The sequence below is a fragment of the Candidatus Sodalis pierantonius str. SOPE genome (assembly GCF_000517405.1).
GTDB lineage: Bacteria > Pseudomonadota > Gammaproteobacteria > Enterobacterales > Enterobacteriaceae > Sodalis_C > Sodalis_C pierantonii.
Map to the genome: position 1 here is coordinate 3,058,625 of NZ_CP006568.1, position 16,741 is coordinate 3,075,365.

Consider the following 16,741-nt stretch of genomic DNA (forward strand, 5'->3'; position numbering starts at 1 on the left):
TATGATCCAGGACACATTTCAACAGATTTTCTAGGGTTTTATTGTGCAAATAACCACCTTTTTGCAAGGATAAGATTTGAAATAGTGTTTCTAATTTATTGATATGCCCGTTAAATGGACAGGGAGCGCGGGCGTAAGCAACGGGGAAATATCCTGGAGGCACCGGGGAGGAAAATAGCGGGTTTTAACCGGTTGAATGCGTAAAAAGCGGGAAACAGATGTTATTATCTTGTTTGTAAAAAATAAGCTCCCTGATCAGCAGCTTATTTTAAGTCGTAACAATCATTCCTCTTCCAGTGAAGGGCTTTCCCCTTCCAGCGACGGCGGGGGTTTGGGCGTATAGGTATCGCTGCCCGACTGCAGGGCATTGAAAATCGCCAATGCCAATTCGTTTTCACCGTGGGGATTTTTACACAGCGCATAGCACGTAGCAGGAAGCTCGGGCAGACCGTCGCTCACCCCCAGCACGCGTAAATCGGGGCTCATCATCTCCACCGGCCGCAGGGTGATGCCCATGCCGGCTTTGACCGCCGCGCGCACGGCAGCGTGCGTCGAGGCGATGTAGGCGATACGCCACGGCACTCCCACCGCATCAAGGCTTTCCACGGCCAGGGTGCGAAACGGGCTAGGCTCGTCCAGCACCACCAGCGGGACCACCTCGCCGGGCGTGAAGCGATAATCCGCCGCGCAATACCAAAGCGTGGGCGAGGTGCGCAGCGTCACGGCAGGATGGGCGAAGGCGTAGCGATCGCTCTGGGTGCTGATGGCCAAATCCACTTCGCCGTTGTTGAGCATTTCCACCATTTGCGGACCGCGCTTCACGCAGACATCCACGGACAGTTTGGGATAAATTCGGGTAACGCGGTTAAGCAGGTAGGGCAGGATGGTGTCGGCCGTATCATAGGACGCGCCTATGGTCAGTACACCCTGGATATTGCTAAACATAAGGGAGGTACAGGCTTCGTCATTGTACAGTAAAATCTTGCGGGCATAGCCAAGCAGTTGAATTCCATGTTCAGTTAAAAGCTTATTACGGCCATGACGGGCGAAAAGCTCTTTCCCCACAAGCTGTTCCAATCGCTGCATTTGCTGGCTAACCGCAGACTGCGTGCGGCAAACTGAGGCCGCTGCCGCAGCGAAGGTGTTAAGATCGGCGACGGCAACAAACGTTCTCAACAGATCAAGATCAAGATTGAGTACGGGACGATTTGCATTGGTCATATATTGTCTTCGCTGTTTGAATTCTAATTACAAACTACTGTCCTGGCGTTGCAAAAGGTGGTAACTCCATCGTATTGTCAAAACCGGCCATGAGCATATCGTGCCGTCCGTAAGGCCAGGCGCCTCGAACGATATGCACTATTTGTGCCGGATGGTTCATTCTTCAACAATCACGCGGCTTTGTTGAATAAATCGAACTTTTAGGTGACTGGCGGCTCTGATCACTACATTCGTTTCAACATCAGGTCCCCATGGCAAAGCAAAAGTTTAAAATCACCAACTGGCCCGCATATAACAATGCGCTCAGGCAGCGGGGGGACCTGACAGTATGGCTTGATGAGTCAGCCATTGCTGCATGGACTGAGAGTACACCACCTGAACATCGTGGCCGGCCGCTTCACTACACCGATATGGCCATTACCACGGTTCTGATGATAAAGCGCGTGTTTAACCTTTCGCTCCGGGCGTTACAGGGTTTCGTTGACTCGATTTTTAAACTGATGGGGCTGTCGCTGCGCTGCCCAGATTACTCTCTGGTCAGCCGGCGAGCAAAAACCGTCGACATCAGCATAAAAACGCCAACCCGCGGCGAAATCTCACACCTGGTCATCGATGGCACCGGCCTGAAAATCTTCGGCGAAGGCGAATGGAAAGTCAGGCAGCATGGGGCTGAGAGGCGCAGAGTATGGCGCAAGCTTCATCTGGCAGTAGATAGCGCGACACATGAAATTATCTGTGCCGATTTATCGCTAAGCGGTACAACAGATGCGCAGGCGCTGCCCGGGCTGATTAACCAAACCCACCGGAAAATCAGGGAAGCGTCGGCTGACAGTGCTTACGATACGCGTTACTGTCATGATGCTCTGCTGAGGAAAAAAATAAAGCCGCTTATCCCACCGCGAAGTGGTGCGCAATATTGGCCAGCTCGATACCATGAGCGTAACCATGCGGTGGCAAATCAGCATCTGAGCGGCAATAACGATACCTGGAAAAAGAAAGTAGGTTATCACCGGCGTTCACTGGCTGAAACGGCCATGTTCCGGTTTAAAATACTTCTGGGTGGTCATCTGAGTCTGCATGACTATGACGCGCAGGTAGGTGAGGCTATGGCAATGGTCAAAGCGCTTAACCGGATCACGTTGTTAGGAATGCCAAACAGCGTCCGCATCATGTAACAATCGCCCTGATAGGGAGGAAGTCGTCACAAATTTCGGATTTATTCAACAAAGCGCAATCACGCTACCACTTAAATAAAAGACTGCCGCGAAACTGAAATTAAGCACCAATGCGGTCAATACATTTTCTTTTTTAAGGATAACATTTGTTCCCCTTGATGTATAAAACAAAATAACCTGGCGGCTTACTACAAACGTTAATTTAATTAATTAAACGCTGGGTCAGCAAGGACAATAAATGTTAGATATTAATGATTAAGCGTTATTTTTATCTTACGGCGCCGCTTATTTACATAAATTTCTCTTAACTGTTGTTTAAACGAAAAAAAGTGTTCTTCTTTTCTAAATGCGGCCGCCTGTAAAGGTATACCATAAATAACCCCGCGACGGTCAAGAAGTTAAATTTCGCCTCGTGCGCTAGACGACGAACTAAATGAAATGCTTCCTCAACGAGGCGGCGATTTCGGCATTTGCCTGCCCAATAGCTTAGGCGGGACACCGCGGCCGCATTCACGCCACCCGCCGATCGGCAACGGCATAATCACGGCTTTCGCCCTTTCTGGGGCTTTGTTGAATAAATCGAACTTTTAGGTGACTGGCGGCTCTGATCACTACATTCGTTTTAACATCAGGTCCCCATGGCAAAGCAAAAGTTTAAAATCACCAACTGGCCCGCATACAACAATGCGCTCAGGCAGCGGGGGGACCTGACAGTATGGCTTGATGAGTCAGCCATTGCTGCATGGACTGAGAGTACACCACCTGAACATCGTGGCCGGCCGCTTCACTACACCGATATGGCCATTACCACGGTTCTGATGATAAAGCGCGTGTTTAACCTTTCGCTCCGGGCGTTACAGGGTTTCGTTGACGCGATTTTTAAACTGATGGGGCTGTCGCTGCGCTGCCCAGATTACTCTCTGGTCAGCCGGCGAGCAAAAACTGTCGACATCAGCATAAAAACGCCAACCCGCGGCGAAATCTCACACCTGGTCATCGATGGCACCGGCCTGAAAATCTTCGGCGAAGGCGAATGGAAAGTCAGGCAGCATGGGGCTGAGAGGCGCAGAGTATGGCGCAAGCTTCATCTGGCAGTAGATAGCGCGACACATGAAATTATCTGTGCCGATTTATCGCTAAGCGGTACGACAGATGCGCAGGCGCCTGCCCGGGCTGATTAACCAAACCCACCGGAAAATCAGGGAAGCGTCGGCTGACAGTGCTTACGATACGCGTTACTGTCATGATGCTCTGCTGAGGAAAAAATAAAGCCGCTTATCCCACCGCGAAGTGGTGCGCAATATTGGCCAGCTCGATACCATGAGCGTAACCATGCGGTGGCAAATCAGCATCTGAGCGGCAATAACGATACCTGGAAAAAGAAAGTAGGTTATCACCGGCGTTCACTGGCTGAAACGGCCATGTTCCGGTTTAAAATACTTCTGGGTGGTCATCTGAGTCTGCATGACTATGACGCGCAGGTAGGTGAGGCTATGGCAATGGTCAAAGCGCTTAACCGGATCACGTTGTTAGGAATGCCAAACAGCGTCCGCATCATGTAACAATCGCCCTGATAGGGAGGAAGTCGTCAAAAATTTCGGATTTATTCAACAAAGCGGATATCCGCCGCAAAATAACGCCCCGCACACGCGGGCTGGTAATTATCAACCCGAATAATCCGACCGATGCGGTCTACAGTAAAGACATGCTGATGTCGCTGGTTGAAATCGCCCGACAGCATAATCTGATTATCTTCTCGGACGAGATTTACGACAAAATTTTCTACGACGCCGCGGAACATCACTCTATCGCGGCGCTGGCGCCCGATCTCCTGACCGTCACGTTCAACGGCCTGTCGAAGACCTACCGCGTCGCCGGTTTCCGGTAAAGCTGGATGGTACTCAATGGCCCGAAGAAACACGCCAAAGGCTATATCGAAGGGCTGGAGATGCTGGCGTCGATGCGCCTGTGTGCCGATGCAGCATGCGATCCAGACCGCCCTCGGCGGTTATCAGAGCATCAGCGAGTTTATTCAACCTGGCGGGCGGCTATATGAGCAGCGCAACCGGGCCTGGGAGCTTATCAACGACATCCCCGGCGTATCCTGCGTGAAGCCGAGCGCCGCGCTGTATATGTTCCCGCGCTATGACGCCAAACGTTTCAATATCCATGACGATCAAAAGTTGGTGCTCGATCTGCTGCTACAGGAAAAAGTTCTGCTGGTTCAGGGTAGCGCTTTTAATTGGCCCTGGCCGGATCACTTACGCATCGTCACATTGCCGCGGGTAGACGAGCTGGAAACCGCCATCGGCAAATTCGGCCGCTTTATGCAGCATTATCACCAATAAGCCCACGGCCCACGGCAGGCCGATATAGCGCCCGACCGGTGATGCCACAGCGGCGGAGATACCTACGTCTGCCGCGAGTCGGCGCCGGGCGTTAGGGCTGCGCGCCGGCGAATACGCTTTGCCTGACCGCGCTGGTGCCAGACATGCTGTATGCCCAATGTTGTCTCCGGCGTCGTGGAGCAGGCATCGTCGCCCTGCATCGGCATCCCTATTACCCGGCATCGACATTGGCATCGACATTGGCATCGACATTGGCATTGGCATCGACATTGGCATTGGCATTGGCATTGGCATTGGCATTGGCATTGGCATTGGCATTGGCATTGGGAGATTTGCATATCCGCCGCCGGGTGCGCACAATAGCGTTTCCGTTGTCGCGTCTTTCTGGAAACGTATATGACCCAAAGCCACTTCTTCGCCCACCTGTCACGCTTAAAACTGATTAACCGCTGGCCGCTGATGCGCAATGTGCGTACCGAAAATGTCTCGGAGCACAGTCTGCAGGTGGCGTTTGTCGCCCACGTTCTGGCGCTCATCAATAATCGCCTGTTCGGCGCCGACTTGAATGCCGAGCGTATCGCGCTGCTGGCGATGTATCACGACGCCAGCGAAGTGCTGACCGGCGATATGCCGACGCCCATTAAGTATTACAACGCCCAAATCGCCCACGAGTACAAAAACATTGAAAAAAACGCCCAGCAAAAGCTGATAGATATGGTCCCGGAAGCCCTGCGCGAGGATTTTCGTCTGCTCATCGACGAGCAACATTACCTGCCGGCGGAGAAAGCCGTCGTCAAGCAGGCCGATGTGCTGTGTGCCTATCTAAAGTGTCTGGAGGAGATTTCCGCCGGCAATACCGAATTTACCCTAGCGATGGCGCGCTTGGAAAAAACGCTGAACGAGCGGCGCAGCCCCGCGATGGACTATTTCCAGACGGTGTTTCTCCCAAGCTTCAGCCTGTCGCTGGACGAAATTAGCCAGGATTCGCCGCTGTAGCGTCACCCTGCTAAAACGCGCCTTCGCCTTAAGCGATGACCCGCCGCTGGCCTGTCAGAAAGGGTAGAGCAGCGGCACTACCAGCACGCTGGCGGCCATCACCAGCAGGGTGAACGGCACGCCGATACGAACAAAGTCGCTGAACTTGTAGCCCCCCCGGCCCCAGCACCAGCGTGTTCACCGACGAGGAGACCGGCGTCATGAACGCCGCCGAGGCGGCGACGGCGACAATCATGGCGAACGGATGCGGTGAGACGCCCATCTGGTGCGCCGCGCACAGAATAAACAGACTCAGCAGCATCATATGCGCCCCCGCCCCGCCCGACAGGCGCATGAGCAGGCGCACTACGACATCCACGCCGCCGGTCTTCTCCAGCGCCAGCGCCTGGCCGGCCTCGTTGAGCTTTTGCCGCACCTCGTGGAACCAGTTCAGTAGCGAAAGCGGCAGCGGCGTAATCGACCGCTTGCCGAGCCACCACAGGCCTTGCATCGGCAGGCTGCAGGCAAAGATGGCGGTCGCCACCGCGGGACCGAGCTGCCCTCCGAGGGCGATTTGCCAGCTCAGGGTAAAGACCGCGACCGCCGGCATGTAGCGCACGCCGAAACGGGTGGCGCGAACCACACGGTGTTCAGGGAAGATAGGCGCCAGGCTTTTTTCGGCGGGCCAGGCCTTCATATAGTGTTGTCCGCGTTGGAAAATTTTGTACCAACTTACCGAACCGGAAGGGAGTGTCGACATAGCGGACCTCAACTTTATGAGCAATGATTAAAATTTTCGCACAATTTCACTAAGAATTTTATAACATTTAAATATATTTTGTCTTTACCGCGGTCTCTCGTTATCCTATTCCACGCTGCGGGGCTTAGCGCAGCATGCGCCGCCGCCTGCGTTCAGGTCGACCGCGACAGCCAGGGGCAAAGCCGCCTAGGGCTAACGTATCAGGGCCGCGTGAGCGCATTGCCGACATCATAACCGCGAATTCACCGCATCCATGATGTTAATCATAAATGTCAGCGGCGGAATGCGCTACGATTAAAGCCTGTTTGACGAATTATTAACCACGCATAACAAGTAGGTACTTCCATGTCGAGTAAGCTAGTACTGGTTCTTAACTGTGGCAGTTCATCTTTGAAATTCGCCATTATCGATGCCGCCAACGGTGAAGAACATATCTCCGGTCTCGCCGAGTGCTTCAATCTGCCGGAAGCGCGTATCAAATGGAAAATGGACGGCGTCAAGCAAGAAGCGGCGTTGGGTGCCGGCAGCGCGCACAGTGAAGCGCTGCACTGTATCGTTAATACCATTTTGGCACAAAAACCGGAACTGTCCGCACAATTAACCGCCATCGGTCACCGCATCGTACACGGTGGCGAACGGTTCACCCAGTCCGCCATTATCAATGACGACGTATTAAAAGGCATCGAGGATTCCATCCCGTTCGCGCCGCTGCATAATCCGGCGCATCTTATCGGTATCCACGAAGCTCTGAAAGAGTTTCCGCAGCTGGCACAAAAGAACGTAGCGGTTTTTGATACTGCTTTCCATCAGACAATGCCGGAAGAATCGTATCTTTATGCCCTGCCTTACTCTTTATATCAAGAACATGCTATCCGCCGCTACGGCGCCCACGGCACCAGCCACTTTTATGTCAGCCGCGAAGCGGCCAAGATGCTTAACAAGCCGGTTGACCAGCTTAATGTGATTACCTGCCATTTGGGCAACGGCGGCTCCGTTTCCGCCATCCGCAACGGACAGTGCGTGGATACGTCCATGGGACTGACTCCGCTGGAAGGCCTGGTGATGGGCACCCGCAGCGGCGATATCGACCCGGCTATCGTGTTCCATTTACACGATGCGTTAGGTATGTCCGTCGCCCGTATCAACACCCTGTTGACCAAAGAGTCCGGTCTGCTGGGCCTGACCGGCGTGACCAGCGACTGCCGCTATGTCGAGGACAACTACCGCGATAAAGCCGACGCCCGCCGCGCCATGAATGTTTATTGCCACCGTCTGGCCAAGTACATCGGCTCCTATAGCGCGCTGATGGACGGACGGCTGGATGCGGTGATCTTCACCGGCGGCATCGGCGAGAACGCCGCAATGGTGCGCGAGCTGTCGCTGAAAAAACTGGCGCTGCTGGGCTTCGAGGTGGATCATGAACGCAATCTGGCCGCGCGTTTCGGCCACGCCGGCGTGATCACCACCGACGCCAGCCGCCCGGCTATCGTCATCCCGACCAACGAGGAGTTGGTCATCGCCCAGGACGCCGCTCGTCTGACCGCGTAATTCTCATCTCCCCGCCGGCTTTGTCCGGCGGGGCTGTTTTTGACTAACGAGCAACCGTTGAAAGAGGTTTAGCCGTGTCCCGTACAATCATGTTGATCCCTACCGGCACCAGCGTCGGTCTGACCAGCGTCAGCCTCGGCGTGATCCGCGCCATGGAGCAAAAAGGCGTGAGCCTAAGCGTGTTCAAACCCATCGCGCAGCCCCGATCCGGTGAGGACACCCTCGACGCCACCACCCGTATTATCCGCGCCAATTCCACTATTCCCTCCGCCGAACCCCTGGCCATGAGCTATGTGGAATCCCTGCTGGGCTCCAACCAGCAAGACGTGCTGATGGAAGAGATCATTGCCCGCTATCATGCCAACACCCAAGAAGCGGAAGTGGTGCTGGTGAAAGGATTGGTACCCACGCGTAAACATCAGTTCGCCACCGCGCTGAACTATGAAATCGCCCGCACGCTGAACGCCGAAATCGTTTTCGTGCTCTCGCTGGGCAACGACTCACCGGACCAATTGAAAGAACGCATCGAGCTGGTACGCTCAAGCTTCGGCGGCAGCAAAAATAAAAACATTACCGGCGTTATCGTCAATAAATTGAACGCGCCGGTGGATGAACAAGGCCGCACCCGTCCGGACCTGTCGGAAATTTTCGACGATTCCAGCAAGACCAACGTTGATCCGAGCCTGCTGTTTGAAAACAGCCCGCTGCCGGTGCTGGGCTGCATCCCGTGGAATTTCGATCTCATCGCCACCCGCGCCATCGACATGGCCCGCCATTTGGGCGCCACCATTATCCACGAAGGGGAAATTCAGACCCGCCGTGTGAAATCCGTCACCTTCTGCGCGCGCAGCCTGCCGAACATGCTGGAGCATTTCCGCCCGGGTTCGCTGCTGGTGACCTCCGCCGACCGTCCCGATGTGCTGGTCGCCGCCTGCCTCGCCGCGATGAACGGCGTGGAAATCGGCGCGGTGCTGCTGACCGGCGGCTATGACATCGATCCGCGCATTCAACAGTTGTGTGAACGCGCCTTCCAGACCGGTCTGCCGATGTTTACCGTGCAGACCAATACCTGGCAGACCTCGCTCAGCCTACAGAGCTTCAGCCTGGAAGTGCCGACCGACGACCATAGCCGGGTGGAAAAACTGCAAAACTATGTCGCGGGCCATATCGATAATGCCTGGATCGAATCCCTGTCCGCCAGCTCCGAACGTCCGCGCCGCCTGTCGCCGCCGGCGTTCCGCTATCAGTTGACCGAACTGGCGCGCCAGGCGGGTAAACGCATCGTGCTGCCGGAAGGCGACGAGCCGCGCACCGTCAAAGCGGCATCCATTTGCGCCGAGCGCGGTATCTCCCACTGCGTGCTGTTGGGCAACCCCGATGAAATTCAGCGCGTGGCCGCGGTACAGGGCGTTACGCTCGGCGACAGCATCGAAATCATCGATCCGGAAGTGGCGCGCGAGAAGTATGTCGCGCGCCTGGTCGAGCTGCGCAAAAGCAAAGGCATGACCGAAGTGGTGGCGCGCGAACAGTTGGAAGATAACGTGGTGCTGGGCACGCTGATGCTGGAGCAGGGCGAAGTGGACGGCCTGGTGTCAGGGGCGGTGCATACCACCGCTAACACCATCCGCCCGCCGCTGCAGCTCATCAAGACTGCGCCGGGAAGTTCGCTGGTGTCGTCGGTGTTCTTTATGCTGCTGCCTGAGCAAGTGCTGGTGTACGGCGACTGCGCCATCAACCCGGATCCGACCTCCGAGCAGCTGGCGGAAATAGCCATTCAGTCGGCCGACTCCGCCGCCGCCTTCGGTATTGAGCCGCGCGTGGCGATGATCTCTTACTCGACGGGCAACTCCGGCGCCGGCAGCGACGTCGAGAAAGTGCGTGAAGCCACGCGCCTGGCGCAGGAAAAGCGCCCGGATCTGGTCATCGACGGTCCGCTGCAGTATGACGCCGCCATTATGGCCGATGTCGCGCTGTCGAAAGCGCCCAACTCGCCGGTAGCGGGTCAGGCGACGGTCTTTATCTTCCCGGATCTGAACACCGGTAATACCACCTATAAAGCGGTACAGCGTTCGGCGGACCTGATCTCTATCGGCCCAATGCTGCAAGGGATGCGCAAGCCGGTCAACGACCTCTCGCGCGGCGCGCTGGTGGACGATATCGTTTATACGGTCGCGCTGACCGCCATTCAGTCGAAACAGGCGGAAGGCTAATTCCGCGTTTACGGCGCCAGACATGACCACGCCGGCCTGAGGCCGGCGTTTTTTTGCCCTGCGCGGGCCGGCTCGCCCTTCCCCAGCGCTTACCCCGTTCAAACCCAACGGGAATTTCCTCAGCGCTTGTGCCTGCTCAGAACCAATGGGGTTAGGCTTTCCCAAGCGCTTGCGCCGGTTCAGCCCGTGCGGGCCGGGCGCTACCTCGCCTACGCCCGCCTACATTTAGCCCGAGCGCGAAGGTCGCCCCCCTCCTCGCTGGCTACTGTGCCGCGCTATCGTCCGACGTCTGCGCGGCCAGGGGCTTGCCAAAGCTCTGGGCATTATTGCGGCTCAGCCACAGCGACAACGCTTTCAGGGAGTCCGGGGTGAATTCGTCGCAGCGGCCGGTAATTTCCTCCGGCGTCAGCCAATTGACCGCCGCCACCTCGCTCTCCTGTAACGCGAACGGGCCATGGGTCACGCAACTAAACAGCGATCCCCACACCCGGCAGGCGTCATTCTCGAAATAAAATTGCCCGTGTTCAGCGAACGGCACATCCGCGATGCCCAGCTCTTCTTCCGCCTCACGGCGGGCGGAATCGAGCATCCCCTCACCGCTTTGCACCACGCCGCCGGCGGTCGCATCCAGATAGCCCGGATAGAAGTCTTTGCTGGCGGTACGACGCTGAACCAGAATATTGCCCGCACCATCATGCACCACAATATAACTGGCGCGGTGACGCAGACGTTCCGCGCGCATCTGCTGGCGGCTGGCGGCTGGCCGGGGCGATGACTTCATTGTTTTCATTGACAATGTCGACCCATTCCTCACCGGCAGACTGACTCTGTTGCTCCATCCTATGACACCCTTATGCAATGGCGCGGGCAGCCCGCGCGGTATGGTTAAACGGAAAAACCCACTGACGTATTTTGTCATAACTTAGAAGGTTATTGCGACTTGCGCAATAGTTTCGCCGCCATCTAATGACAGTACCTGTAACCGGCCGTCCGCCAGTAGACCATAGCTTGCCGGAAAGCCGCCTTTGGGCAAGCTGACCGACCCCGGATTGAACAGAATATGCTCCCCCGCCTGCTCCGCCTGCGGAATATGGGTATGGCCGTACAAGAACGCGTCGCCGGGCGCCAGCGGCGGCAGATGCGCCGGATGATAGAGATGCCCGTGGGGTTAAAAACAGCCGCCGCGTCTCCCCCAGCAGAACCTGCTGCCAGGGCGCGCTAAAGGGAAAGTCGAGCAGCATTTCATCCACTTCGCTGTCGCAATTGCCGCGTACCGCGATAATCCTCTGGCGATAAGCGTTAAGCGCGGCGGCGACTTCCGCCGGTCGATAATCCTCGGGCAGCGGATTGCGCGGACCGGACCGTGATTCAGAAAATCGCCCAGCAGCAGCCCAAGCTTAACAAACTTCACCCCGTCAGCGCTATCCCGTCGCCGGCGGCCGATTGCGGCGTTATTGCGCCATAAAGCCCGCTCACACCCCGCCGCTTATTCGCTTTTATCTCCTGCGCTTTTGCACTACAGTTAAACCACTCGCGTTATCCTAGAGGAGGCTTTATGATCGACGTTTATTATGCGCCCACGCCCAACGGCCATAAAATTACGCTGTTTTTAGAAGAGACCGGGGTGCCTTATCAGCTTCACCGCCTGGATATCAGCGCCGGTGATCAATTCAAGCCGGCCTTCCTGGCCATCTCGCCGAATAACAAAATCCCGGCGATTGTCGACAACCAGTCGGCGGACGGCGGCGCGCCGTTAAGCCTGTTTGAATCGGGCGCCATTCTGCTCTATTTGGCGGAAAAAACCGACCAGCTGCTGTCGCACGAACTGCGTGAACGGCACACCACCCTGCAGCGGCTCTTCTGGCAAATGGCGAGGTTCGGCCCGATGCTTGGCCAAAACCACCACTTCAACCAGTACGCCCCGGAGAAAGTGCCTTACGCCATCAATCGCTACCGTACCGAAACCGCACGGCTGTACGGCGTGTTGGACAAGCAGTTGCAGGACCATCGCTATATCGCGGGTGAGCAGTACAGCATCGCCGATATCGCCACTTACCCCTGGGCGGTGTCCCATGAGAAACAAGATATCAACCTGGCGGACTATCCCGCGGTACAGCGCTGGTTTAACGAGATCCGCACCCGTCCGGCCGGTGGAGCGCGCCTGGCGGCGAGCCAACGGCTAAACCCTGCCGGCCCGGCGGTAGCGGCGCAGATCCCGACGCTGCGTCCGCTTTGGGCATTTACTGCCGCCGTGGCCTATGCTTTAGGCAGAATGGAGTTTTGCTATCGCTGCCCACGGCCGCCCGCGGTCCGCTCGCAGCGATTAACGTCGGGCGGAGAACACCACCATGAAAATTTTAGTGACCGGCGGGACCGGGCTGATTGGCCGGCACCTGGTTATGAGACTACAGACCTTATCGCACCATGTTACCGTGTTGACCCGCGACGCCCAGCGCGCGCAGCAGACACTGGGGCCGGAGATTGCCACCATGACCACGCTGGCGCCGCTGTCGCACCTCAACGAGTTCGATGCGGTGATAAACCTTGCCGGCGAGCCTATCGCCGAGCGCCGCTGGACCGACGAGCAAAAAAACAAGCTATGCCAGAGCCGCTGGGACGTTACCGGCCAATTGAGCCTGCTGATGCGCCAGAGCGACAATCCGCCGTCGGTGTTCATTTCCGGCTCCGCCACCGGCTATTATGGCGATCAGAATGATGCCCTGGTGGACGAGGATGAACCGCCGATTATCGATTTCGCCCACACGCTATGCGCGCGCTGGGAGAATTTGGCGCTACGGGCGCGCAACGAGAAAACCCGCGTGTGTCTGTCGCGCACCGGCGTGGTGCTGGCCGCCGACGGCGGCCTGCTGGGCAGGCTCTTGCCGCTGTACAAAGTCGGGCTGAGTGGCCCCATCGGCGACGGCACCCAGTTTATGTCCTGGATCCACATCGACGATATCGTCAACGCGCTGCTGTTCATGCTGACCACCGACGGCCTGGCGGGCCCGTTTAACGTCTGCTCGCCTTATCCGGTGCGCAATGAGCATTTTAGCAGCGTACTGGCGGGGGTCCTGCACCGGCCCGCCTTCACCCGCGTGCCGGCGCGGGCGGTGCAGCTGTTTCTCGGCGAAGGCGCCTCGCTGATTCTCGGCGGCCAACGGGCAATGCCGCGGCGGCTGACCGAGGCCGGTTTCACTTTTTGCTTCAGCGAACTGGAAGCGGCGCTGACGGAAATCGTCAACGCCGTATAGCCATCGGCGCGGTTACTTAAGGGCCCCAGAGAGGAACTGCTGCAACCGCGGACTCTTCGGGCTGCCGAATACCGCCGAAGGCGGCCCCTGCTCTTCGATAACCCCCTGATGCAGGAAGATGACGTGATTGGAAACATGGCGGGCGAACTCCATTTCGTGCGTCACCACCACCATGGTCTTGCCCTCTTCGGCCAGCTTTTGCATGATACGCAGCACTTCGCCGACCAGCTCCGGGTCCAGCGCCGAGGTGGGTTCATCAAACAACAGCACTTCCGGCTCCATTGCCAGCGCGCGCGCAATGGAAATGCGCTGCTGCTGCTCGCCGGAGAGGTTTATGGGGTATTTGGCGCGCGCCCGTTCATCGATACCGACTTTGTCCAAATAGCGCGCCGCGCGCTCGCGCGCGTCGTTTTTGCTGAGGCCCAGCACCTGCACCGGCGCTTCCATGACGTTTTCCAGCACGGTCATATGGCTCCAGAGATTAAAATGCTGGAAGACCATCGTCAGCCGGGTGCGCAGCAGCTGCAACTGTTTCTTGTCGAACACTTTTAGCTGGCCGTCATGATCGCGCACCATATGAATATTTTCGTTATTCACGGCAATCGATCCTTCGCTGGGCTTTTCCAGGAAGTTAATGCAGCGCAAAAAGGTACTTTTGCCCGACCCAGAGGATCCGATAATACTGATCACATCGCCGGCGCGCGCTTCAAGCGACACACCTTTCAATACTTCATGGTCGCCATAGCGTTTGTGCAGCTCCTGGATCGACAATTTGATTTCTGGCATATACGTATCCTGCACGTGGGTTATTGCGGTTTGACATGGCGCAGCCAGCGCTTTTCCGCCTGTTTAAACAGCTTAATCAACGCTTTGTTGAATAAATCCGAAATTTGTGACGACTTCCTCCCTATCAGGGCGATTGTTACATGATGCGGACGCTGTTTGGCATTCCTAACAGCGTGATCCGGTTAAGCGCTTTGACCATTGCCATAGCCTCACCTACCTGCGCGTCATAGTCATGCAGACTCAGATGACCACCCAGAAGTGTTTTAAACCGGAACATGGCCGTTTCAGCCAGTGAACGCCGGTGATAACCTACTTTCTTTTTCCAGGTATCGTTATTGCCGCTCAGATGCTGATTTGCCACCGCATGGTTACGCTCATGGTATCGAGCTGGCCAATATTGCGCACCACTTCGCGGTGGGATAAGCGGCTTTATTTTTTTCTTCAGCAGAGCATCATGACAGTAACGCGTATCGTAAGCACTGTCAGCCGACGCTTCCCTGATTTTCCGGTGGGTTTGGTTAATCAGCCCGGGCAGCACCTGCGCATCTGTCGTACCGCTTAGCGATAAATCGGCACAGATAATTTCATGTGTCGCGCTATCTACTGCCAGATGAAGCTTGCGCCATACTCTGCGCCTCTCAGCCTCATGCTGCCTGACTTTCCATTCGCCTTCGCCGAAGATTTTCAGGCCGGTGCCATCGATGACCAGGTGTGAGATTTCGCCTCAGGTTGGCGTTTTTATGCTGATGTCGACGGTTTTTGCTCGCCGGCTGACCAGAGAGTAATCTGGGCAGCGCAGCGACAGCCCCATCAGTTTAAAAATCGCGTCAACGAAACCCTGTAACGCCCGGAGCGAAGGGTTAAACACGCGCTTTATCATCAGAACCGTGGTAATGGCCATATCGGTGTAGTGAAGCGGCCGGCCACGATGTTCAGGTGTGTACTCTCAGTCCATGCAGCAATGGCTGACTCATCAAGCCATACTGTCAGGTCCCCCCGCTGCCTGAGCGCATTGTTGTATGCGGGCCAGTTGGTGATTTTAAACTTTTGCTTTGCCATGGGGACCTGATGTTGAAACGAATGTAGTGATCAGAGCCGCCAGTCACCTAAAAGTTCGATTTATTCAACAAAGCCCTTAATCAAAACAAAAGAGATCATCAGATACATCACCGCGGCAATGCCAAAGGCATAAAACGGCTGATAGGTCGCCGAGTTGATATCGCGGGCTATTTTCAATATATCCGGCACCGTGGCGGTGAACGCCAGCGCGGTGGAGTGCAGCATTAAAATCACTTCATTGCTGTAGGGCAGCAGCGCAGCGCGGAGGGCAAAATGATGGCGCGGTAGAGTTTGAACGGAGTGAAACCGTAGGCGCGCGCCGCCTCGATCTCCCCGTGGGGTACCGCGCGGATGGCGCCGGCGAAAATCTCGGTGGTGTAGGCGCAGGTATTGAGGGTCAGCGCCAGCAGGGTACAGTTCATGCCGCTGCGGAAAAACGCGTTTAACAGATCGGTGCCGCGCACGATTTCCAGGCTGTACATCCCGGAGTAAAACACCAGCAGCTGTACATACAGCGGAGTGCCGCGAAAAATATAGGTAAACAGCCACACCGGCATACTTATCCAGCGCCGCGGCGATACCCACGCCACCGCCAGCAGCACCGCCAGCAGACCGCCCAGCGCGACAGAAATAATCAGCAGCCATAGGGTAACCGCCAGCCCGGTGAAACGGTAGCGATCGCTCCACAGCAGCGCGTGCCAGTATTGTTGCAGAATTTCCGTCATAATTCCGCCTTCTTCACGCCCAACGAATAGCGCCGCGCCAGCCACAGCAGCACGCCATTGGAGAGCGTGGTGAACAGCAAATACACCACGCCGGCGACGATGGCGAAATAAAACGGTTGATAAGTACCCTTGCCCGCCAGTTGGGTGGCCTTCACCACATCATTCAACCCGAGCAACGACACCAGCGCGGTGGCCTTTAAAATGACCTGCCAATTATTGCCGATACCGAGCAGCGCTAAGCGCATCATGGCGGAAAACAGAATGCGCCTGAAGGTCTGCGCGCCGCTGAAGCCAAACGCGGTAGCCGCTTCGATCTGCCCGCGCGGCACCGCCAAAAACGCCCCGCGGAAGGTTTCCGTAAAATAGGCCCCGTAGATGTAGATAAAGCCCAGCGTGATAATGCCCGCGCTCATCAGGTCGATATCGATCTGATCCCATCCGACGGCTTCCGTCAGGCTGTTCAGAGCGATTTGCAAACCGTAAAAAATCAGCAACATGAGCACCAGGTCGGGCACGCCGCGAATCAGAGTGGTATAGCCTTCAAAGCAGCCCGCCAGCACGCGGCTGCGGGAAAGTTTGGCGCCGGCGCCGATAAGACCGATCACCACCGAGGCTTTGTTGAATAAATCGAACTTTTAGGTGACTGGCGGCTCTGATCACTACATTCGTTTCAACATCAGGTC

Annotated in this window: 8 protein-coding genes and 9 pseudogenes; 8 read left to right on the top strand and 9 right to left on the bottom strand. The window is 56.4% G+C overall.

The window, feature by feature from the left end; translation table 11 throughout:
* Positions 1–282: 282 nt before the first annotated feature.
* Positions 283–1,221 carry a transcriptional regulator LrhA gene (gene lrhA / locus SOPEG_RS15350; RefSeq protein WP_025246004.1) on the bottom strand — a complete coding sequence of 313 codons (939 nt, stop codon included), beginning with the start codon at positions 1,219–1,221 and terminating at the stop codon, positions 283–285.
* 251 nt (positions 1,222–1,472) lie between these two features.
* On the opposite strand from lrhA, the gene SOPEG_RS15355 reads away from it, so the two are divergent.
* The 3 genes and pseudogenes from SOPEG_RS15355 to SOPEG_RS15365 form a co-directional block, all read left to right on the top strand.
* Positions 1,473–2,396, top strand: a complete 924-nt coding sequence (locus SOPEG_RS15355) for an IS5-like element ISSoEn1 family transposase (RefSeq protein WP_025243834.1) — start codon at positions 1,473–1,475, stop codon at positions 2,394–2,396.
* Between the two features lie 638 nt (positions 2,397–3,034).
* Positions 3,035–3,958 (top strand): annotated as a pseudogene (locus tag SOPEG_RS15360) (IS5-like element ISSoEn1 family transposase).
* Between the two features lie 56 nt (positions 3,959–4,014).
* A pseudogene (locus SOPEG_RS15365) lies at positions 4,015–4,744 on the top strand (aminotransferase class I/II-fold pyridoxal phosphate-dependent enzyme); the annotation flags it as partial.
* Between the two features lie 211 nt (positions 4,745–4,955).
* On the opposite strand, the gene SOPEG_RS27705 reads toward SOPEG_RS15365, so the two are convergent.
* Positions 4,956–5,102, bottom strand: coding sequence for a hypothetical protein (locus tag SOPEG_RS27705; protein ID WP_162149704.1), 147 nt, complete (start codon positions 5,100–5,102; stop codon positions 4,956–4,958).
* A gap of 38 nt (positions 5,103–5,140) precedes the next feature.
* Between SOPEG_RS27705 and yfbR the strand changes: the two genes are divergently transcribed.
* Positions 5,141–5,740, top strand: a complete 600-nt coding sequence (gene yfbR / locus SOPEG_RS15370; RefSeq protein ID WP_025246008.1) for a 5'-deoxynucleotidase — start codon at positions 5,141–5,143, stop codon at positions 5,738–5,740.
* 328 nt (positions 5,741–6,068) lie between these two features.
* On the opposite strand, the pseudogene yfbV reads toward yfbR, so the two are convergent.
* Positions 6,069–6,479: pseudogene (yfbV, locus tag SOPEG_RS15375) on the bottom strand (terminus macrodomain insulation protein YfbV); the annotation flags it as partial.
* A 345-nt stretch (positions 6,480–6,824) separates the two neighbouring features.
* Here yfbV and ackA point away from each other — a divergent pair.
* Both ackA and pta read left to right on the top strand, forming a co-directional pair.
* Positions 6,825–8,027 (top strand): acetate kinase, encoded by a 1,203-nt coding sequence (ackA, locus tag SOPEG_RS15380; protein WP_025246010.1) that lies wholly within the window; start codon positions 6,825–6,827, stop codon positions 8,025–8,027.
* Positions 8,028–8,101: 74 nt separating this feature from the next.
* Positions 8,102–10,237 (top strand): phosphate acetyltransferase, encoded by a 2,136-nt coding sequence (gene pta, locus SOPEG_RS15385; protein WP_038468874.1) that lies wholly within the window; start codon positions 8,102–8,104, stop codon positions 10,235–10,237.
* A gap of 262 nt (positions 10,238–10,499) precedes the next feature.
* Here the strand turns inward: pta and yfcD are convergent.
* Both yfcD and yfcE read right to left on the bottom strand, forming a co-directional pair.
* Positions 10,500–11,076 (bottom strand): annotated as a pseudogene (gene yfcD / locus SOPEG_RS15390) (NUDIX hydrolase YfcD).
* Between the two features lie 83 nt (positions 11,077–11,159).
* Positions 11,160–11,627, bottom strand: a pseudogene (gene yfcE / locus SOPEG_RS15395) (phosphodiesterase); the annotation flags it as partial.
* A gap of 165 nt (positions 11,628–11,792) precedes the next feature.
* Between yfcE and SOPEG_RS25035 the strand changes: the two are divergent.
* Both SOPEG_RS25035 and SOPEG_RS15405 read left to right on the top strand, forming a co-directional pair.
* Positions 11,793–12,386, top strand: a pseudogene (locus SOPEG_RS25035) (glutathione binding-like protein); the annotation flags it as partial.
* 199 nt (positions 12,387–12,585) lie between these two features.
* Complete coding sequence (locus SOPEG_RS15405) at positions 12,586–13,488, top strand: TIGR01777 family oxidoreductase (protein WP_025246014.1); 903 nt, start codon at positions 12,586–12,588, stop codon at positions 13,486–13,488.
* A gap of 12 nt (positions 13,489–13,500) precedes the next feature.
* Here the strand turns inward: SOPEG_RS15405 and hisP are convergent, their stop codons facing one another.
* The 4 genes and pseudogenes from hisP to hisQ all read right to left on the bottom strand — a co-directional run.
* Positions 13,501–14,274, bottom strand: coding sequence for a histidine ABC transporter ATP-binding protein HisP (gene hisP, locus SOPEG_RS15410; protein ID WP_038468881.1), 774 nt, complete (start codon positions 14,272–14,274; stop codon positions 13,501–13,503).
* A gap of 136 nt (positions 14,275–14,410) precedes the next feature.
* A pseudogene (locus SOPEG_RS25040) lies at positions 14,411–15,333 on the bottom strand (IS5 family transposase).
* Between the two features lie 60 nt (positions 15,334–15,393).
* Positions 15,394–16,058 (bottom strand): annotated as a pseudogene (hisM, locus tag SOPEG_RS15425) (histidine ABC transporter permease HisM).
* Positions 16,055–16,669: pseudogene (gene hisQ / locus SOPEG_RS15430) on the bottom strand (histidine ABC transporter permease HisQ); the annotation flags it as partial. The pseudogenes hisQ and hisM, both read right to left, overlap by 4 nt.
* Between the last annotated feature and the right edge of the window lie 72 nt (positions 16,670–16,741).